Genomic DNA, 18,909 nt, shown 5'->3' with positions numbered 1-18,909 from the left:
GGGTCGATCGATGGCGGACGACAACGATCCCGAAAGTCAAACAGAAGACCCGACGCAAAAGCGCCTCGACGATGCGCTCGAGCGCGGCGACGTCGCCAAGAGCCAGGAGATCAACACCTGGTTCATGATGGCGGGTGGCACGCTCGTGGTCTCGACCTTCTCGGGCTCGGTCGGCAGCGGGCTGCTGACGCCGATGCGCAACCTGCTCGCCAATTCCTGGATGATCAAGACCGACGGCAGGGCCCTGCTGGCGCTGACGCAGCAGATCGAGTTCGCCGTGCTCGCCGCGGTCGGCGTGCCTCTCTTGATGCTGGTCCTGGCGGCCATTGCCGGCAACATGCTCCAGCACCGCCTGGTCTGGTCGGCCGAATCCCTGAAACCCAAATTCAACAAGATTTCGCCAGGCGCCGGCTTCAAGCGCATCTTCGGCAAACAGGCGGCCGCTAATTTCCTCAAAGGCATCGGCAAGCTGGTCGCCGTCAGCGTCGTCATGACCATGATCCTGTGGCCGGAGCGGCATCGCATAGAGGCGATGGTCAGGCTCGATCCGGCGGCCATGCTCGGCGCCACCACCAGCATGACCATCCATCTGCTCGGCGCGGTGGTCGCGGCGCTCGCGATCGTGGCCATCGCTGACTATTTCTTCCAGTACCGCAGCTGGTTCCAGCGGCAGAAGATGTCGCTTCAGGAGATCAAGGAAGAGTTCAAGCAGTCCGAAGGCGACCCGCACATCAAGGGCAAGATCAGGCAGCTGCGGCAGCAGCGCGCCAAGAAGCGCATGATGGCGGCGGTTCCCAAGGCGTCCGTGATCATCACCAACCCGACCCACTATTCGGTGGCGCTGTCCTACGAGCGCGGCATGACCGCGCCGATCTGCGTCGCCAAGGGCGTCGACAACCTCGCCTTCAAGATCCGGGAGATCGCGCGCGAGCACGACATTCCGATCGTGGAGAATGTGCCGCTGGCGCGCGCGCTCTACGCCACGGTCGACATCGACCAGGAAATCCCGACCGAGCACTATCATGCCGTCGCCGAAGTCATCGGCTACGTCATGCGGCTGAAGCGCGGATTCAGCGCCGGGCGGGGGTAAAAGTCCCGAAAAATACCGGAAATGGCCGTAATCTGGGAATCAGCGTACCTTTCGCCCCTGCTGCCCTTGCACCTCAGGGTCCGATTCAGGCAGGGAGGACCCCACGCGCCCCGTGGCGCGTTGATTCTCTGCCGACAGGCCGCGCCAGCTTGAGATGACCGCCGAGACCGACCACGACCTCACACGCGAGCCCGTTGCGGCGCACGAGCCGTCGCCGCGCTCGGGCAGCATTGCGCTGGTGCTGCTGGTGGCCGCCGGCCTCGTTGCGGTCGCCGTCGGGCTGATGACGCTCGGGCGCGCGCAGGCGCAGCCCTATATCCTCGGCATCCTCGCCGTGCTGGCGATGGTCGGCCTGTTCAACCTGTTCGCCTTCGCCGCCGGCATCATCCGCTTCGCCGATCGTAATCTCGATGATCCCATCATCGGCCGCATCTCCGACCACGCGTTCGACGGGCTCGCAGTCACCGATGCACGCGGACACGTGGTCTATTCCAATGCCGCCTATCTGACGCTGACTGGCGCCAGCGGCCCGCAGGATGTGCGCCCCGTCGAGCGAGTCTTCATCGGCAACCCTGACGTCTCCGAAGCGGTGTTCCGGCTGCTCAAGGCCGCCCGCGAGGGCAAGCGGCAGCAGGAAGAGGTGCGCATTTCCGGCCATGACGGCAACCAGGGCCGCTGGCTGCGCATGCGCGTGCGCCCCCTCGGCACCGGCAAGCGCGAGGCGAAATATGCGGTGTGGTCGATCGCCGACATCACCCGCGACCGCGAGCGCCAGGAGGACGTGTTCCAGGAGCTCCAGCACGCGATCGAATATCTCGATCACGCGCCTTGCGGCTTCTTTTCGGTCAATCCGGCCGGCGAGCTCGCCTATGTCAACGCGACGCTGGCGAACTGGCTCGACTATGACCTCGCCGAGATCGGCTCGGGCGGCCTGAAGCTCACCGACATCGTCTCTGGCGACGGCGCCTCGCTGTTGACCTCGATCGTCGCGGTGCCCGGCGAGGTGAAGACCGAAGTCTTTGACATCGACCTGCGCATACGCACCGGCAAGACCATGCCGGTGCGGCTGTATCACAAGCTCGCCTTCGGCGCCGACGGCGCGCCGGGGCCGTCGCGCACGCTCGTGATCAGCCGTGCCCGCGACGAGCGCAGCGATCCCGACCGCGCCGCCGAAGTGCGCTTCATGCGTTTCTTCGACCACACGCCGATGGCGATCGCGACCGTCGATCGCGGCGGCAACGTGGTGCGCGCCAACGCGCGCTACGCCAAGCTCAGTCAGGCCCTGGGACTGGACAGCGCCTCCAAGTCGATCTTCCGCGCGGTCAATTCGCGCGACCGGCACCTTTTGATCGCGGCCATCAACCAGGCTGCCGAAGGCAAGGCCGACATCGCGCCGGTCGAGGTGGCGCTGGAAGGAGCCAAGGAGCGCTGGGGCCAGTTCTTCGTGACGCCGGTGGATTCGGCCGAGACCGAGGCGGAAGCCGCCATCGTGCACATGCTCGAGACCACCGAGCGGCGTGCGCTGGAGAACCAGATCAACCAGTCGCAGAAGATGGAGACGGTCGGCCAGCTCGCCGGCGGCATCGCTCACGACTTCAACAACGTGCTCTCCGCCATCATGATGGCGAACGACTTCCTGCTGAACGCGCACAAGCCGACCGATCCGTCGTTCCAGGACATCATGCAGATCAAGCAGAACGCGACGCGCGCCGCGACCTTGGTGCGGCAGCTGCTGGCATTCTCGCGGCGGCAGACGCTGCGGCCGCAGGTGCTCGATCTTGGCGACGCGCTGTCCGATCTCACCATGCTGCTGCGCCGGCTGATCGGCGAGAAGGTCAAGCTCGACCTCGTCCACGGCCGCGACCTCTGGCCGGTGAAGGTCGACGTCTCCCAGTTCGAGCAGGTGATCGTCAACCTCGCGGTGAACGCGCGCGACGCCATGCCCGACGGCGGCAAGCTGATCATCCGCACCGCCAACGTCACCGCAGAAGAAGCGGCAAAGCTCGCCTATAAGGGCATGCCCGCGGCGGACTATGTGCGGATCGAGGTCGCCGACACCGGCACCGGCATTCCCGCCGATATCCGCGACAAGATCTTCGAGCCGTTCTTCTCGACCAAGGAAGTGGGCAAAGGCACCGGGCTCGGCCTGTCCACCGTCTACGGCATCGTCAAGCAGACCGGCGGCTTCATCTACGTCGATTCCGAGCCGGGGCAGGGCACCTCGTTCCACATCTTCCTGCCGCGTCATATCGCCGAACCGGAGGTGCAGGTCGAGCAGCCCGCAGCGGTGGTCAGCGCGACCAACGACGCTGCGAAGGAGGCCGCGCTGGCCGCGGAGGCCAAGCCGCGCACCGATCTCACGGGTCAGGGCACCATCCTTCTCGTCGAGGACGAAGAGGGCCTGCGCGCGCTCAATGCCCGCGGCCTGCGCTCGCGCGGCTACACCGTGGTCGAGGCCGAGAACGGCGTCGAGGCCATGGAGGTGCTCGAGGAGCAGGGTGGGGCGATCGATCTCGTCGTCTCCGACGTCGTCATGCCCGAGATGGATGGCCCGACGCTGCTGAAGGCGATGCGAGAAAAGAACCCCGACATCAAGTTCATCTTCGTCTCCGGCTATGCCGAGGACGCCTTCGAGAAGAGCCTGCCCGAAGGCCAGCAGTTCGACTTCCTGCCGAAGCCCTTCACACTGAGCCAGCTCGTGGCCGCGGTGAAGGAGACGATGACGAAGCAGGGGTGAGGCGAGGGGCGGCACGCCGTTCCTACATTCTCCGTCATTGCGCCCAACTCCTTCAACGCCGTCATTGCGAGCGAAGCGAAGCAATCCAGACTGCTCGGCGGAAAGATTCTGGATTGCTTCGTCGCAAGGGCTCCTCGCAATGACGGGTGAGTGAGGTGCGCTCGCAATAACGCGGGAAAAAGCGGGAAGAACACTCCTAAATCGCCGGTAACCCGCGACCACGGTTCCCCCGTGCACGCGGCCAATCCCCGCCAAATATGGGCTTTTGCCGCATCCCCGCGACTGAGGGCCGCAGCCACAAGTTCCGAAACCGGCTTCACTTTTCGGGAAGTCTGCCCATCTTAGGCGCACCTCCCCATGCCGGGGATTTGGGAAACGCACATGACTTTCTCGCTACGCTCCCGCAATCTCTTCAAGATGATCGCCGTCGTGCTGGCGCTTGCGCTGCCGACCGCACTGGCGATCTCGTCCGCCGACGCGCGCGTTGGTGGCGGCATGTCGTCGGGTTCGCGCGGCTCGCGCACCTATTCGGCGCCGCCGTCGACCACGACCGCGCCGGGCTCGACCTCGCAGTTCAACCGCACCTACACCCAGCCGGGCGCAGGCATGAATTCGGCTGCTTCCGCGCCTGCGCGTGGTGGCCTGTTCGGCCGCGGCGGCGGTTTCCTGGGCGGCCTTGCCGCCGGCTTCCTCGGCGCCGGCCTGCTCGGCATGCTGTTCGGGGGCGGCCTGTTCGGTGGCCTCGGCGGCCTGTCCTCTATCCTCGGCCTGATCATCCAGATCGCGCTCGTGGTGCTCGTGGTGCGGCTGGCAATGTCCTGGTGGCAGCGCCGTCACGCCCCGCGGGCGGCTTATGCCAATGCGGATGCAGGCGCAGCGCCTGGATCGCAGACGAACTATCGCAGCGGCCTCGGTGGCGGTCTTGGCAGTGGACTTGGCGGCTTCGGCTTCGGCGCGAACAATGCGCCGCTCGAGATCAAGCCGGACGACTATGAGGCGTTCGAGCGCCTGCTCGGCGAGATCCAGGCCGCCTGGTCGAACGAGGACGTGGCCAAGCTGCACACGCTCGCGACGCCGGAAATGGTCTCGTATTTCGAGCAGGATCTTGCGCAGAACCGCGCGCGCAACGTCGTCAACAAGGTCAGCAACGTGAAATTGTTGCAAGGCGACCTCGCGGAAGCCTGGCGCGAAGGCGAGACCGACTACGCCACGGTGGCGCTGCGCTTCGCGCTCACCGATAAGACGGTCGACCGCAACACCGGCGCAATCGTCGCCGGCAGCGAGCAGCCCGGCGAGGCGACCGAGATCTGGACCTTCGCCCGCCGGCCGGGCACCGGCTGGGAACTGTCGGCGATCCAGCAGACCAACTGATCGGTTGGAGATTGAAGACAAAGGCGTCGTGCTCCGGCACGGCGCCTTTTTCTTTGGACGTCTCGTATCGCGGGATGGGAATAAGCGGGTGAGCCTCGGGTTGAAGTCAGGCGGCGAACAAAAAACACTCCTGGGAGGACAAGATGCTCCGTATCGAGAGATCCGTGACGATTTCAGGGGTCGCGCTCACGTTGGCGTTGCTCGCGGCGCCATCCCTGCACGCGCAATCAACTGATATGACGTTCTTCGTGACCTCCAACGGCCCGGGCAAGGGCGCCGATCTCGGCGGCCTGGAGGGAGCCGATGCGCAGTGCCAGAAGCTCGCTCAGGCCGCCGGCGCCGGCACCAAGACCTGGCGCGCCTACCTCTCGACGCAGGCCGCCGACGGCAAGCCGGCCGTGAACGCCCGCGATCGCATCGGCAAGGGACCCTGGCAGAACGCCAAGGGCGCGGTCATCGCCAAGGACGTGGCTGACCTGCACGGCCCCGCCAACAATCTGACCAAGCAGACCGCGCTCACCGAGAAGGGTGAGGGGATCACTGGTGCTGGCGACCAGCCGAACCGGCATGACATCCTCACGGGATCGCAACCAGACGGTACGGCGTTTGCCGGTCCGGACGATCGCACCTGCAAGAACTGGACGTCGAGCACGCAAGGCGCCGCGATGGTCGGCCATTTCGATCGCCGGGGCCTGCGTGACGACGAGCCCTCGAAATCTTGGAACAGCTCTCACCCCTCGCGCGGTCCCGATGGCGGCTGCTCGCAGGCCGACTTGAAGAGCACGGGCGGCGACGGCCTGTTGTATTGTTTCGCGGCGAATTGAGGCGCTCTCTCCTCCGTCATTGCGAGCGGAGCGAAGCAATCCAGATTGTCTCCGCGGCAAGATTCTGGATTGCTTCGCTTGCGCTCGCAATGACGCGCGGGGCCGGTGTTCCGCCTCATGACGACGGAACTTGCGTCGCGTGCTAGGCTTGTCCTGCGCGCGTCTCAAAGGACTGTCTCCCATGAAATACGAGCTCTACTACTGGCCCGAGATCCAGGGCCGCGGGGAATATGTGCGGCTGGCGCTGGAGGAGGCGGGGGCCGCTTACGTCGATGTCGCGCGCGGTCCGCGCGGAACGGCTGCGATGATGAAGATGATGGACGCGCAGAAAGCCACGCCGCCCTTTGCGCCGCCGTTCCTCAAAGCGGGCAAGCTCGTCATCGGCCAGACCGCCAACATCCTGCTCTACCTCGGCGCTCGCCATGGGCTTGCGCCGAAGACGGAAGCCGGCAGGCTCTGGGTGCACCAGCTTCAGCTCACCATCACCGACCTCGTCGTCGAGATCCACGACACCCATCATCCGCTCGGGCCCTCGCTCTATTATGAGGACCAGAAGGCGCCGGCGAAGAAGCGCACGGCCGAGTTCTGGGACGAGCGCGTGCCGAAATATCTCGGCTATTTCGAGCAGCTGCTCGCCGGCAATGGCGGCGCATATCTCACCGGCCGCCGGCTCACTTACGTCGATCTCTCGCTGTTCCAGATCGTCGCCGGGCTGCGCTACGCGTTTCCGAAGCGCATGAAGGCGTTCGAGACGGACATTCCCGGCCTTGTCGGCCTGCACGACCGCGTCGCTGCGCGGCCGAATATCAAGGCGTATCTGGCGAGCGACCGCCGCATTCCTTTCAACGAGCAGGGCATCTTCCGCCGCTATCGCGTGCTGGACGATTAGTCAGTCCGGACGCTGGCTGGCGCCAGCCGCCCTCACCACACGCCCGGCACCAGGCGATAGCGCACCCGCGCGAAATAATCGGCATAGCCCGGCAAGCCCTCGCGCAGCGTGCGCTCCTCGATCCGGATGCGGACCGCGAACAAGACGAGGAAGAGCGGCATCATCGCAAGTCCCCACCACGACCCCAGCAGCAACGGCAGTCCGATGAAGAACAGGATCATGCCGCTATACATGGGGTGGCGTACATACGCGTAGGGCCCTGTCGAGATCACGCGCTGCGCGCGCTCGGCTTGCAGCTTCACCACGGGCGCCGCGAATGAGTTCTCGCGGAAGACCCACATGGTGAGCAGCGTGCAGAGCAGGAACAGCACGAAGCCGAGAATCAGCAAGGCAAGCGGCATGTCGGATGCAAGCGAACGCCTGTCCAGCCCCATCGCGATCAGCCAGGCCAGCATCACCATGATGAAGACGGTGATGAAGGCCTTGTCGGCCGGTGGCTGGTCCCTCTGGATGACCGGACGCAGACGCTCGGCCAGCAGTGCTGGATCCAGCCGGTACAGCCACCAGCCGCAAAGCGGACCAAGCAGGGCGCAGGTAATGAGGAACACCCAGGCCGAAGGCCAATACAGCGTGCCGGCGGCCCCGAACAACAGCGCGCCCATCGCAACGGTGAAGATCGTATTCTGCAGCAAGAGGCGTGCGATCATGCGCAGCTCCCAGAAGCGGGCGCGCACGATATTGGTTCAGCTATCCGGCAAAGATGCGGCCGGACGCGCCAAAAGCCCGACCGAGCGGATCGGGCGCTTTCAGCCTGGGCAAACCTGGTCAGGCGAGCTGATCGATCCGCGTGCCCTGACCTGGCGGCAGCGGCGCCGGCGGTTGCGGTTTAAAGGTCGGATCCTCGTCCTTGACCTTGGTCTGATCGTCTTGCTGCTTGGTCGTGTCGTAGTTTGGTACCACGATCGCGATCGGCGGCGGCGCAACGGTGGAAACCTTCATCCGCAAATCCTCACACATGGGAACAATCGAGCCTGCCCTGCGAGGAGCGAAATTTCCTTCAAGGAAATCGCTAAAATGCGAGGAAATTGGTGGAGTGATCCGTTTTGCTTCCGCACGCACACTATTGGAGAGGCCGCGGCTGTCTCCTCGTCATTGCGAGCGTAGCGAAGCAATCCAGAGTCCCTCAGCGGAGACAGTCTGGATTGCTTCGCTGCGCTCGCAATGACGGAGTATGCGGCGGACGGCATCGCGACATTTTCGCGCCGCATTTGCGGCGAGTGTCCCGCCTATTCGTCCTTGCCGCGCGTGATCGCGATGGAAGCCTCCGTCTTGGTGCGCGTGCATTCCATGTTGAGGCGCCGGTAGCGCATGTTGATTTTGTCGCCGCGCAACAGGCCCATCCGCTTGAGGCAGCGTGTCGAGCCCGTCGTGGTGTCGTCCTTCGTCACGGTGAAGACGATCGCCGCCATCGATCCGACCAGCGCATAGAACTCTGGCTTCGGCTTGCGATCACCCTTGGCATAGAGCTCGATGGAATATTTGTCGCCGCGGCAGCCGACCGACAGCTCCTTGGCCGCCGGATGCGAGAGATAGACGATGTTGGCAGCGCGGAAATTCACCTTGAGGCGGTCGATCTGGTTCGCCAGCTCCTTGGCGCTGTCGTCGCAGCGATCGGCGCGGGCAGGCGAGGAGAGGGTCACAAGGCCGGTGATGGCGGCGGCGACCAGGATCGCGCCGCGGACGTTCAGTTTCAAAATCATGATGAAAAGCCCCTTAGGACGCGCATTCAAGCGTCGGCGGAGGCGAAGCGCAAGGGTGGGATCCCGGCCTTTCCACGTGCTGTGTCAATGCCTTCCCGAGCCCCTGGCCGCGCTCTCTCATGCGTACCGGTCCCTTTCTTTTCCGTCCAAAATGAGCTTAGAACGCTTCTACGCGAGGGCCCGCGCGTGGCCCCAAACCCCGAGATTCGCCCATGAACGCTCCCACCGCCTTCCCCGACCCGTCCAAGCCCGTTCCGCCCTATAAGCACACCCCGCTGTTCCCGCTGGGCAAGGACGAGACGCCGTACAAGAAGATCTCGTCCGAGGGCGTCAGGGTCGAGAAGGTCCTGGGCAAGGACATGCTGGTGGTCTCGCGCGAGGCTCTGCGGGCGCTGTCGGAGGCGGCCTTTGGCGACCTCAACCATTATCTGCGTCCGGGACACCTGAAGCAGCTCCGCGCGATCCTGGAGGACAGCGAGGCCAGCCCGAACGACAAGTTCGTCGCGCTCGACTTCCTGAAGAACGCCAACATCGCGGCCGGCGGCGTGCTGCCGATGTGCCAGGACACTGGCACTGCGATCATCATGGGCAAGAAGGGCTGCAACGTCATCACCGACGGTGACGACGAGGCGGCGCTGTCCGAAGGCGCGCGCGATGCCTATCTGCGCCGCAATCTGCGCTACTCGCAGGTCGCGCCGCTCTCCATGTACGAGGAGAAGAACACCGCCAACAACATGCCGGCGCAGTGCGAGATCTACGCCGAGGGCGATGACGCCTACAAGTTCATGTTCATGGCGAAGGGTGGCGGCTCCGCCAACAAGAGTTTTCTGTTCCAGGCCACGCCGTCGGTGCTGACCAAGGACCGGCTGCTCGCCTTTCTGAAAGAGAAGATCCTGACGCTCGGCACCGCGGCGTGCCCGCCCTATCACCTCGCAATCGTGATCGGCGGCACCTCGGCCGAGCTATGCATGAAAACGGTGAAGCTGGCGTCGGCCCGCTATCTCGATGCGCTGCCGACCCACGGTTCGCCCGATGGCAACGCCTTCCGCGACGTCGAGATGGAGAAGGAAATCCACAAGATGACGCAGTCGCTCGGCGTCGGCGCCCAGTTCGGCGGCAAATATTTCTGCCACGACGTGCGCGTGATCCGCATGCCGCGCCATGGCGCTTCGCTGCCGATCGGGCTTGGCGTGTCCTGCTCGGCCGACCGCCAGGTGCTCGGCAAGATCACCAGGGACGGCGTCTATCTCGAGGAGCTCGAGCACAATCCGGCGCAATATCTGCCTGAGGTCGAAGAGGCGCTCGGCGGCGAGGTCGTCAAGATCGACCTCAACCAGCCGATGAAGGACATCCTGGCGACGTTCTCGAAATATCCGATCAAGACGCGGGTCTCGATGACCGGCACCATGATCGTCGCGCGCGATAGCGCCCATGCCAAGCTGCGCGAGCGGCTGGAGAAGGGCGAGCCGCTGCCGGATTACTTCAAGAACCACCCGGTCTACTACGCCGGCCCCGCCAAGACGCCCGAGGGCTATGCCTCCGGTGCGTTCGGTCCGACCACCGCTGGCCGCATGGATTCCTTCGTCGACCAATTCCAGGCCGCCGGTGGCTCGATGGTGATGGTTGCCAAGGGCAACCGCGCGCCGGCCGTGCGCGAGGCCTGCAAGAAGTATGGCGGCTTCTATCTCGGCTCGATCGGCGGCGCCGCGGCGAACCTCGCCGAGCACTGCATCAAGAAGGTCGAGGTGCTCGAATATCCCGAGCTCGGCATGGAAGCGATCTGGCGCATCGAAGTCGTCGATTTCCCGGCGTTCATCATCATCGACGACAAGGGCAACGACTTCTTCAAGGAGTTGAATTTGGGCTGATCGGGTTCAGCGTCGTCCGGCGGTCCCGGACCGGCGGACGACTGCGGCCTGCGCTCAGCGCTTGATCCTGAACGATATGGCGCCGCCGTTTTCGACGCCGTCGAACATGACGAGGACGCGAAAGCTGGTGGCGTCCTCCTCGAGGGGAAGCAGAATTTCCGCTTTGGCGCCTTTCTCCACCTTGCTCAGATCAAGCGTGGCCAAGGGCTTGGCTGCCGTCTCGCTGCGTCCGTCCCACAGCCAGACGGTATAGGGAACCTCTTCCTCGCGCGTCGGGCCTGCGAGTATCAACAGGCCGTCCCTGACCGCCGCGAGGTCCCGGATTCCGGTATGCTTGCCGAGTTCGAGCGCGGCGGTGTCGGGTTTGAGATAGTCGTGCTTGGTGAAGAGCGCATTTGCATCGACGCTGACGACGTAGGCGTGATGCTTCAGCGAAGGGTCTCGCAGTCCGAAATACATGCGGTTGTTTCTGACCGCTATTCCTTCGATGTTGATACCACCTTTCGCAAGCGGCTCGTCGAAATACGCCTCGACGAGGTCGTCGTTCTTGAGCACCTTGCGCAGGCGCGAGCTCGCCTCCACGCCGTCCACGCTTTCGGCGTTAGGCTTGGTCTTGGGAGCTCCGGTGTTCGGATCCACGGCGATCCGAAACACGGTGTAACTCGACAGGTTTTTCTCGTCGCTGTGTCGGCTTCGGCCATGCGAGCCGGTCACATAGAAGAAGCCCTCGCTATAAGCGGCGCCCTCGGCATCGGGGTCGTCGTCATCGTCCGACAACCGGATGAGATCCTTCGGAACGAGGAGGTTGCCTTCGATCGAGAAGAACTGCGCATATTTCTTCTCGTCATTGGCAATCAGGCATGACGTGAATTTGGGCGTGGTCGGGACGCACGCTGCGCCGCTCAGGTTCATGCGCGGCTGTTTCTTGAGCTCGTCGTTGCTGTCTTTTTCAAAAATCGAGGCGGGCTTCCAAGTCGTTGCCTCCGGAGCAACCTTCGGCGGCAAATGCTCGCCGCGCGCGGCCGGCATGGTTGCCACCAAGAGAGTGCAGACGAACGCGGCGGACACTGATCGGTGAGTCAAACGCGCGATGCTATCGGACATTCTTGCCTCCCGGGCGTCATCCCAGGATACAATCCTGAATTGCATAAAAGGCAAGGGAAAGAATGTCGCGGAGCGCTCGCTTCGGTCAGCTGCAATTCGTGACCTGGTTGGAGCAAAGCGCGCGCCACCAGCCGCGGACGCTGTCATGGCTCTCGACCAGGCCCCAGAAGCCGCTGCACGCCATGAGCCGCTTCGGTCCGCCGTCGCCGTCGATCGGACCGCCGAGCTCGCGCTGGGCCGGCATCCATTTGGCATCGACGAAGGGCGCCTGGAATAGCCCGCCCGCGCGCGTATAGCCATTGGCGTAATTCGCGCCGACCTTGTTCGAGGCGACCCAGCCGCGGCCGGCATAGGGTTTTGGCGCGCTGCGCGGATATCGCTTCTCGTCCTCGTAGTCCTTGCCGGGCGGCCTCGCGCCTTCGATCAGAACCAGCCGTCCCTAAAGCCGACGATGCGGAATTCGGTCAGCCAGCCGCCCTCGGGCGTGTTCTCAGCGCCGCCAAGCTTGAGCCGGTAGGGCGGCGGCAAGGTGCCGAGCACGCGCGCCTTGACCGACGGCTCGGCGCGCACGTTGAGGCCGCTGGGGTCCTTGTCGATGGACCAGGCGCCGAGACCGCAGGGCTCGGTGCCATCGGGGAGCGTTGCGCGCTTGGCGGCGAGCTCGGCGTGCAGCCTGGCGAAATCGTTGTCGTCGTTGTCGGGATCCGGCTCGGTGCGCGGCCTCAGCTCGGCTGACGTTGCTCGCGTCCCATCCGCCGTCAGCGTGACGACCAGAGCCTGGCGCACCGCAAAGGCGCTTGCCGGTGTCTTCGGATCGTTCGATGTCGCGGGGTAGACCGCGAGATAGCCGGTCGCACCTGCGGTTCGATAAGCAGTGCCGGCAACATAGCCTGACGGCACCAGAGCGAGCGCGCTTGCGCGCCACGCCGGTTCGCTGTCATCCGCGCGCGCTGCTTGTGTCGCGACACACAGGATTGTCGCTGCGATGAGACGAAGCGCACGCATCGGCGCAACGTGCGTTACGCCCGCGCGCCCGTAAACGGGAAGCTGCCCATCGGGCCGATGCCCATCTCGCCGCTGATGCTGTCGCCGGAAACCGTGCCGGTGAATTCGAGCGTGAGCGGCATCGGGTTGGTGATCGAGACCTTCCAGGAGACGTTGTCGCCAGAGACGGTGCCGTCGAAGATCTCGGCGGTATTGCCTTCCGCGCCCTGCGTGCCCGTGAGCGTGCCGTCCGCGGCCTTCAGGCTCAGCGTCGCCTGGCGCTCGCCCATCGGCGTCGTCATGGTCAGATTCCAGTTGCCGTCTACGGCCATTCCCCGTCTCCCGAACGAATTTCGGCGGTCCGCGACGATCCGCGGCCGTCCTGAGCGAGCCTATAGCCCAACTCGCAGTTCCTGCCTAACCCTGCGATAGGGCATTTAGGCGCGGGCGGCGGCACGCCGGCGGCTGGTGACGATGAGGCGCAGAACGGCGTACTGCACGGCAAAGGCCAGGATCTTGGTGCCGCCGGCAACCACGGTGATGTAGAACGCCCACAGCTTCAGATCGCCCGTGGAGGCGACCACGATCATGCCGGCGCCGATCACGAACATCAACCCCGCCCAGGCATAGCCTGCAGCCGTGACATATTCCGGAACGGTCTCGGCGACGATCGGCGGCATGTAGCGCAGCATCCAGCCGCGCTTCAGCATGATGAGTCCGATCGCGAAATGCGCGATCGAGGGTTTCGCCAGCATGAAGCGTGGATCATTGGTCAGCAGCGTGATCGCGCCCAGCACGACGACGAGCGCGAGGCTCGCATAGGTCATGTAGTTGAGCTCTCGTCCTTTGACGCGGGCGTAGATCACCTGCGCGATCGCTCCGGCGATCGCCACCGACGTCGCCAGGACGACGTTGTCGGTGATCAGGTAGACGGCCAGGAAGACGATGGCGGAGAGGAAGTCGGAGGCGAGACGGGCGAATACGTCCTTCATCGTCGATCCTGTTCAGCGGGCGTCGGGAAGAGCGCGGGCCGGCGTACCGTACTTGATCTGGCGATACTCGGGATACCACTTTGTGAAGTAGATCGCACTGTTGCGGGCGGCGAAGGCGACCGCAAGGCTCGACCAAAGCGGCAGGCCGGGGATGTAAAGCAGCACGAGATTGGCGGCCGCCATCAACAGCGCTGCTGCTGTCCACGCGGCGGTGATGATGTAATTGGCGCGGAGAAAGCCCGGCATTGCCGCGGTCTCGGCCGGCACCGACTCGAGCGCATATTGCAGTGTGAAGGGATGGCGGACCAGCATCGAGCCGAGCGAGATCAGGAGGATGCCGATATCGATCGACAGCTTGACGCCGAGCGTGCCGAGCGCGGGATCGATCAGTGCGAGGTAAAGGCCGATTGCGGCGAACACGATCGCGGAGCCCGCGGCCAGGATCTTCACCGAACGCCCGCGCGCGACATCGACCGCGACGGTGGCGAGGCAGATCGCCGATGCCGCAAACACGCTGATCGTGGTCGAAGTCACCAGCATCAGGAAGGTGTAGGCACCGTAAGGCGCGAGGATCAGGAAAATCGCCATGGGCCGCCTCGGTCGAGCTGATCTTTACAATGGAAAGATTACTACTTCCGGGTCGGGCCCGGGTCAAGCAAAATCTTTACAGTGTCAAAATGACGTAGGCGACCTCCAAAAGGTAAAGGGCTGCAACGGCTTGGTCGGAGGCCTCCTCGGCCAATTCCGCCCAGGGCAGGCGCGACAGGAGCGGCAGTGCGGAGGCGATCAAAAGGCCGAGGCAGAGCAAGATGCCGCCGTTGAAGACGGTATGGCGGCTCCGCCGCAGCCGGATCATCTGGAATGCGAGCGCAGCACCGGTCAGCGCGAGGACGGCAAGGCAAACTGCGGTGAGCGAGGGCATGTGCATCGAAAACTCCTCTTTCGTCATTCCGGGGCGCGCGTCAGCGCGAGCCCGGAATCCATCGGGCAGCAACACGTGTCGCGAAATGGATTCCGGGTTCGCGCCAAGTGGCGCGCCCCGGAATGACGAGCGCTATGCCGCACCCACCCAATTGCCGTGGAAGCCGTCGGGCACGCGGTGACCGAGCTGCACCAATGCGGCTGGGCCGGCTTCGATATCGGTCGCATTGAACACGGCGAGGTCGCTGCGGTTTTCCCGCGCGCGCCAGACCACAGCGAGCAGCCAGCCGTCGCCCTCGGCTGCATCCTTGGATCGCTCGACGAAAACAGGCTCGGAGATGGTGTCGCCGGCCGGCAGCAGATAATGGCCGAGCCGACGGCCGTTACCGTCGACATGGACGATGCCCGACAGCGCACCGAACATCGGGAGTCGCGGATTGGCGCAAGCGTACCAGCCGTGGCGGCTCTTCAGTCCGGCGCGGCGATCGTCGATGCGGGGGAATTCACCGGTGAGATCGTCGAGATATGTTTGCTGGAAACGGTCGGTATTCCCTGAGAGATCGAAGGTCCAGCGGCAGTGGCGGGCGCGCGATTTGTCCGGGTCGGTCGGCCGTCCATCGGGATGCGGAAACAGCGGCGCTTCCTCGAACTGTATGACGTCGGCGACGATGCGGTTCTCGTCCTCCCACGCATTCATGACGTGGAAGACGTAGCAGGCCTCGGCACGAAACCAGACGATGTCCTTCGCCGTGCCGCTGCGCTTCATCACCCCGACATAGGCGCCCTTGTCCGGCTCCCAGGCATAGGGCGGCCGTCCGCTCATCGCGCGCTCCATGCTGCCGGTGATTGGCAGGATCGGAAACAGCACATGGTTCGCGGTGACGATGAAGTCGTGCACCATGCTGGCATAGGGTGCCTCGAACCGCTCGAAGCGCGTCGCCTTGCCGGAGGCGTCGATCGATCCGTAGGAGAGGGCGGGCGTCAGCGGACCCGCCGCGTTGTAGCCGAAGAACACGAGCTCGCCGGTGACGGGATCGATCTTCGGATGCGCGGTAAAACTGCCGGCGATGCGGTCTTGGTAGTTGTGATAGCCGCGCGTCGCCAGCGTGCCAGGCTCGATCTCGGTCGGCAGATGCGCTTCTTCGAGCGCGAGCAGCTTGCCGGCGTGGAAGATGATGTTGGTGTTGGCGACGCCGCCGTCGGTGAGGTGGGCCGGGGCATTCGGCAGCTTGCGGCCGAAGCCGCCGAACAGCGCGCGGCCGGCGTCGTGCTCGGCGAGCCATTTCGGCGTGCGGACCCAGCGGTTGCGGTAGCTGGCGCGGCCGTTCTCGAGATGAAAAGCGTGCAGCATGCCGTCGCCGACGAACCAGTGCGCGCCGGGCGAATCGAACTGCGGATTGGGGCCGTTGCGATATAGCGTGCCGTTCAGCTCGCGCGGCAATTCGCCGATGATCTTCAGGAAGGGCGCGTCGGCCTCGAACGGGATCGGCGCGAGATTGTTGCGGCGCTCGGCCATGGCGTCGTGCTGCACGGCGAATCCTCGCTTATCTTTACATCGTAAAGATTGGATAAGCCCGATTGCAGCTTTCGTCAAGTGAAATCTTTACACTGTCAATATTGCGTCATATAGCTTGCAAATGGCCAAGACTGACACCAAGGGCGAAGCGGCGCGCAGCTCGCGTGCCCCCAGAAGAGCGACCCAGACAGCAGCATCGCGTCCGGCGCGCCGCGCGGGAAGCGCGAAGACCGAGACGCCGTATCATCACGGCGCGTTGCGCGAAGCGCTGCTCCAGGCCGCCGAACGGGTGCTTGAGCGCGACGGGCTTGCCGGCCTGACATTGCGCGCGGTGGCGCGCGAGGCCGGCGTCTCGCATGCCGCGCCGACGCACCATTTCGGCGATCTCACCGGTCTGCTCAGCGAGCTTGCGGCCGTCGGCTTCCGCCAGTTCAACGCGGCGATGGGGTCGGCCTGTGACACCGCCACCACGCCGCTGGAGCGCGCGCTGGCGCGGCCGAAAGCCTATGTCGCCTATGCGCAGGCCCATCCCGGCATGTACGGCATCATGTTCCGCACTGAGCGGCTGGATTATTCCAGGCCCTCGCTGCACGAGGCGGCCGAAGCTTCTTTCGCCGGACTTGCGAATGCGATCGGCGCGATGCGGCAGGAGCAGATCAGTGGCGACGCACTGACGCTGAACCAGGGCGCCGCGATCGCGCGTGCCTGGTCGTTGGTGCACGGTTTCACCATGCTGTTGCTCGACGGTCGGCTCGAAGACATCCTCGAGCGCCTGCCCGAGGGCACGACGGCGGAGAGGCTGCTCGAGGCGATGCTGACGGCGCCCGTGGCTTCGAAGCTTCCCGTGTAGCGGCTGGTGAACCGCGACGGCTAGTGCATGGTCGCGAGCTCGACGGCGCGGCCGCGCGTACCGATGATCTTCACCTCGTCCTTGCCGCACGTGAAGCCGCGGGCGAAATCGTCCGCCGCCTTGCGCGCGAGCTCGTTGGCATCAGGGTTCGCGATGGCATCGACATAGGCGACGTGGCAGACCGTGCCCGGCGGCAGCCGGGTCACGACCAGCATGGCCTTGGTGTTCGGCCGCCCCCGTTTGTCGGAATCGGCATTGTCGGCGATGTGCCAGCGCTGGATGATCGCAAACGGCTTTGCGCCGGCAGCGCGCCATTCGACGGTGGTCTCCGAGGAATTGAACGGGGCAAACCAGATCTTCGCCGCCGGTTCCTCGACTGCGGCCTTGCGATTGTGGCCGACCGAGACGATTTCGCGAAGATCGTCCTCGGCGATCAGCACCATCAGGCCGTCCTTGCCCGGACACAGCCGCATGGTGCCGGCGGGCGCGCTGGGCTTGCCGATCTGGCGGCAATCTTTTGGTGCCGTCGAGGTGTAGGTGCTGCCCGCGGATTGGGCGTCAGCGCTGTTTGGGCCGATGCAAGTCATCAAGACGGCCAAGCCGATGCTGGTAATGCGGTTCATATGTGGCTTCGATGCAGTGGGAACTCCGTACCATCAGACGTCTTGATTGTGGGCAAGGTTCAAACAGTGACGTGATATACCTGACAGCGGCGCGGAATCGTTCTAGAAGAGCGGCTTCGCTTTAAGCCGATCCGGCCTCGTTCGCGTTCTCATTCTCCTGATCATGCCAGCTACCTCGAACAAACCTTATCGCGTCGGCCGCTCCAAGACCGGACTCGGCCTTTTCGCCACCAAGCCGATCAAGAAGGGGACCCGGATCATCCGCTATTTCGGACCGATCCTGGACTCGCGGATTCCCGAGCAGGACGAGATCGAGAACAAATATCTGTTCGAGCTCAACGGCCGCTGGACCATCGACGGATCGGTGCGCAAGAACCTCGCCCGCTACATCAATCATTCCTGCCGCCCTAACGCAGAATCCGACGTCCGTCCGCGCGAACGCAAGGTCTTCATCCGCGCCATCAAGAACATCGAGCCGGGCGACGAGATCAACTACGATTACGGCACCGACTATTTCAAAGCCTATCTGAAGCCGATCGGCTGCAAGTGTGATTCCTGCGAGAAGAAGCGCAAGAAGCTCCGCGCCGAGGCGAGGGCGGAAGCCGCCAAGGTGAAGGCGCGCGCCGAGCGCAAGGCGCAGAAGGCGGGCGCGAAAAGCACGGCGAAAAAGAAGAAGTTGAACGGCAAGCACTTCCCCGGCAAGGCGGGCCGGGCAAGGGCGTAGCGCCAGGGCGAGCCCCCAACTCCGCCGTCCTGCTCCGGCTCGACCAGGGCATCCCGTACGCCGCGGCTTCTCCGTTTCCCACGAATGTCCTTGGAATGCCGGCGCGCCGGTCCGGTGCGCAATTGCGCACAAGGCCGGGCGACGACAGCTGTGGATGGCGGCCTCACGCCGCCACCGCGCTCCCGCTCTTCCGCAATCCCCACATATTCGCCGCCAGCAGATCGCGATAGAGCGCATAGTCGCCCTCCTCGAAAAACGTGCGACCGCGACCGTTGCCACGCTGGGTGACATGGTGGGGATGGCCGGGGATCACGACACGGGCAAGACGAGCCATGCCGCAGCATAGCCGCGACAGCGGCCAGATTTAGTGCACTGGACTGCACCCCTGAAGTGAGACACGATAATTACAGTGACAGGCATTTCGAGGATGACCTGTGGCAGGACCAGGAAAGAAGCGTCAGTTTCCGACGGCTTACAAATTGAAGGCGATCAAGCGGGTTGAGCGGGGCGAAGGCGTCCTTCCTGTGGCCCGCGAGCTTGGGATATCCCGCAAGATTCTTCATGACTGGATCAAAGCCTGGAGCGCCGATGGGCCGGACGGTTTGAACCGGAAGCCCGGACCCAAACCTGGCCCCCGCAAGCTCAAGCCGCTAGCA

The 18,909-nt window shown here is 64.4% G+C and carries 20 protein-coding genes and 1 pseudogene; 9 read left to right on the top strand and 12 right to left on the bottom strand.

All coding sequences use genetic code 11. From position 1 onward, the window contains the following. The first annotated feature begins 10 nt into the window (after window positions 1-10). The 5 genes from flhB to YU9_RS0128940 all read left to right on the top strand — a co-directional run bounded on the left by flhB (window position 11) and on the right by YU9_RS0128940 (window position 6,911). Window positions 11-1,090, top strand: a complete 1,080-nt coding sequence (gene flhB / locus YU9_RS0128960) for a flagellar biosynthesis protein FlhB (protein WP_027575943.1) — start codon at window positions 11-13, stop codon at window positions 1,088-1,090. Window positions 1,091-1,244: 154 nt separating this feature from the next. After that, on the top strand, window positions 1,245-3,827 hold the full coding sequence (cckA, locus tag YU9_RS0128955; protein WP_027575942.1) for a cell cycle histidine kinase CckA: 2,583 nt from the start codon (window positions 1,245-1,247) through the stop codon (window positions 3,825-3,827). Between the two features lie 357 nt (window positions 3,828-4,184). Next, the gene (locus YU9_RS0128950; protein WP_027575941.1) at window positions 4,185-5,198 is read left to right on the top strand and encodes a Tim44 domain-containing protein; all 1,014 of its coding nucleotides are present in this window, start codon (window positions 4,185-4,187) and stop codon (window positions 5,196-5,198) included. A gap of 143 nt (window positions 5,199-5,341) precedes the next feature. Continuing rightward, complete coding sequence (locus YU9_RS0128945) at window positions 5,342-6,022, top strand: lectin (protein WP_027575940.1); 681 nt, start codon at window positions 5,342-5,344, stop codon at window positions 6,020-6,022. Between the two features lie 181 nt (window positions 6,023-6,203). Further along, complete coding sequence (locus YU9_RS0128940) at window positions 6,204-6,911, top strand: glutathione S-transferase (protein ID WP_027575939.1); 708 nt, start codon at window positions 6,204-6,206, stop codon at window positions 6,909-6,911. 32 nt (window positions 6,912-6,943) lie between these two features. Here YU9_RS0128940 and YU9_RS0128935 read toward each other — a convergent pair whose 3' ends face one another. The 3 genes from YU9_RS0128935 to YU9_RS0128925 all read right to left on the bottom strand — a co-directional run bounded on the left by YU9_RS0128935 (window position 6,944) and on the right by YU9_RS0128925 (window position 8,671). Next, window positions 6,944-7,618 carry an isoprenylcysteine carboxylmethyltransferase family protein gene (locus tag YU9_RS0128935; protein ID WP_027575938.1) on the bottom strand — a complete coding sequence of 225 codons (675 nt, stop codon included), beginning with the start codon at window positions 7,616-7,618 and terminating at the stop codon, window positions 6,944-6,946. A 118-nt stretch (window positions 7,619-7,736) separates the two neighbouring features. Next, complete coding sequence (locus YU9_RS49245; protein ID WP_194393053.1) at window positions 7,737-7,910, bottom strand: hypothetical protein; 174 nt, start codon at window positions 7,908-7,910, stop codon at window positions 7,737-7,739. 287 nt (window positions 7,911-8,197) lie between these two features. Next, window positions 8,198-8,671, bottom strand: a complete 474-nt coding sequence (locus YU9_RS0128925; protein ID WP_027575937.1) for a hypothetical protein — start codon at window positions 8,669-8,671, stop codon at window positions 8,198-8,200. Window positions 8,672-8,883: 212 nt separating this feature from the next. Between YU9_RS0128925 and YU9_RS0128920 the strand changes: the two genes are divergently transcribed. Next, window positions 8,884-10,539, top strand: coding sequence for a fumarate hydratase (locus YU9_RS0128920; protein WP_027575936.1), 1,656 nt, complete (start codon window positions 8,884-8,886; stop codon window positions 10,537-10,539). A 54-nt stretch (window positions 10,540-10,593) separates the two neighbouring features. Here the strand turns inward: YU9_RS0128920 and YU9_RS0128915 are convergent, their stop codons facing one another. The 7 genes and pseudogenes from YU9_RS0128915 to YU9_RS0128885 form a co-directional block, all read right to left on the bottom strand. After that, window positions 10,594-11,568: a DUF3616 domain-containing protein gene (locus YU9_RS0128915; protein WP_027575935.1), complete on the bottom strand. Its 975-nt coding sequence runs from the start codon at window positions 11,566-11,568 to the stop codon at window positions 10,594-10,596. A 160-nt stretch (window positions 11,569-11,728) separates the two neighbouring features. Next, window positions 11,729-12,648: pseudogene (locus tag YU9_RS51190) on the bottom strand (SH3 domain-containing protein). Between the two features lie 14 nt (window positions 12,649-12,662). Then, window positions 12,663-12,959, bottom strand: a complete 297-nt coding sequence (locus YU9_RS0128905) for a hypothetical protein (protein ID WP_027575934.1) — start codon at window positions 12,957-12,959, stop codon at window positions 12,663-12,665. A 105-nt stretch (window positions 12,960-13,064) separates the two neighbouring features. Beyond that, window positions 13,065-13,619, bottom strand: coding sequence for an inner membrane-spanning protein YciB (locus tag YU9_RS0128900; protein ID WP_027575933.1), 555 nt, complete (start codon window positions 13,617-13,619; stop codon window positions 13,065-13,067). Window positions 13,620-13,631: 12 nt separating this feature from the next. Beyond that, complete coding sequence (locus tag YU9_RS0128895) at window positions 13,632-14,207, bottom strand: hypothetical protein (protein ID WP_027575932.1); 576 nt, start codon at window positions 14,205-14,207, stop codon at window positions 13,632-13,634. Window positions 14,208-14,283: 76 nt separating this feature from the next. Next, complete coding sequence (locus YU9_RS0128890; RefSeq protein WP_027575931.1) at window positions 14,284-14,547, bottom strand: hypothetical protein; 264 nt, start codon at window positions 14,545-14,547, stop codon at window positions 14,284-14,286. 126 nt (window positions 14,548-14,673) lie between these two features. Beyond that, the gene (locus tag YU9_RS0128885) at window positions 14,674-16,071 is read right to left on the bottom strand and encodes a carotenoid oxygenase family protein (RefSeq protein ID WP_027575930.1); all 1,398 of its coding nucleotides are present in this window, start codon (window positions 16,069-16,071) and stop codon (window positions 14,674-14,676) included. A gap of 106 nt (window positions 16,072-16,177) precedes the next feature. Here YU9_RS0128885 and YU9_RS0128880 point away from each other — a divergent pair, with 106 nt between their 5' ends. Beyond that, a complete protein-coding gene (locus YU9_RS0128880; RefSeq protein ID WP_027575929.1) occupies window positions 16,178-16,906 on the top strand; it encodes a TetR/AcrR family transcriptional regulator in 729 nt (242 codons plus the stop codon). Between the two features lie 20 nt (window positions 16,907-16,926). Here the strand turns inward: YU9_RS0128880 and YU9_RS0128875 are convergent, their stop codons facing one another. Beyond that, on the bottom strand, window positions 16,927-17,529 hold the full coding sequence (locus YU9_RS0128875; protein ID WP_027575928.1) for a hypothetical protein: 603 nt from the start codon (window positions 17,527-17,529) through the stop codon (window positions 16,927-16,929). Window positions 17,530-17,692: 163 nt separating this feature from the next. Here YU9_RS0128875 and YU9_RS0128870 point away from each other — a divergent pair, with 163 nt between their 5' ends. Then, window positions 17,693-18,253 (top strand): SET domain-containing protein, encoded by a 561-nt coding sequence (locus YU9_RS0128870; RefSeq protein WP_027575927.1) that lies wholly within the window; start codon window positions 17,693-17,695, stop codon window positions 18,251-18,253. A gap of 163 nt (window positions 18,254-18,416) precedes the next feature. Here the strand turns inward: YU9_RS0128870 and YU9_RS46295 are convergent, their stop codons facing one another. Beyond that, window positions 18,417-18,587 (bottom strand): hypothetical protein, encoded by a 171-nt coding sequence (locus tag YU9_RS46295; protein WP_245266558.1) that lies wholly within the window; start codon window positions 18,585-18,587, stop codon window positions 18,417-18,419. Window positions 18,588-18,687: 100 nt separating this feature from the next. Here YU9_RS46295 and YU9_RS42765 point away from each other — a divergent pair. After that, window positions 18,688-18,909, top strand: a 222-nt coding sequence (locus YU9_RS42765) for a helix-turn-helix domain-containing protein (RefSeq protein WP_036018408.1), incomplete at its 3' end; no start/stop codon positions are given.

Origin of the sequence: Bradyrhizobium sp. WSM1743, assembly GCF_000473065.1 — a bacterium.
Classification (GTDB): Bacteria; Pseudomonadota; Alphaproteobacteria; order Rhizobiales; family Xanthobacteraceae; genus Bradyrhizobium.
The sequence above is the reverse complement of the archived record's forward strand: the minus strand, read 5'-3'. Positions and strand labels throughout refer to the sequence as shown.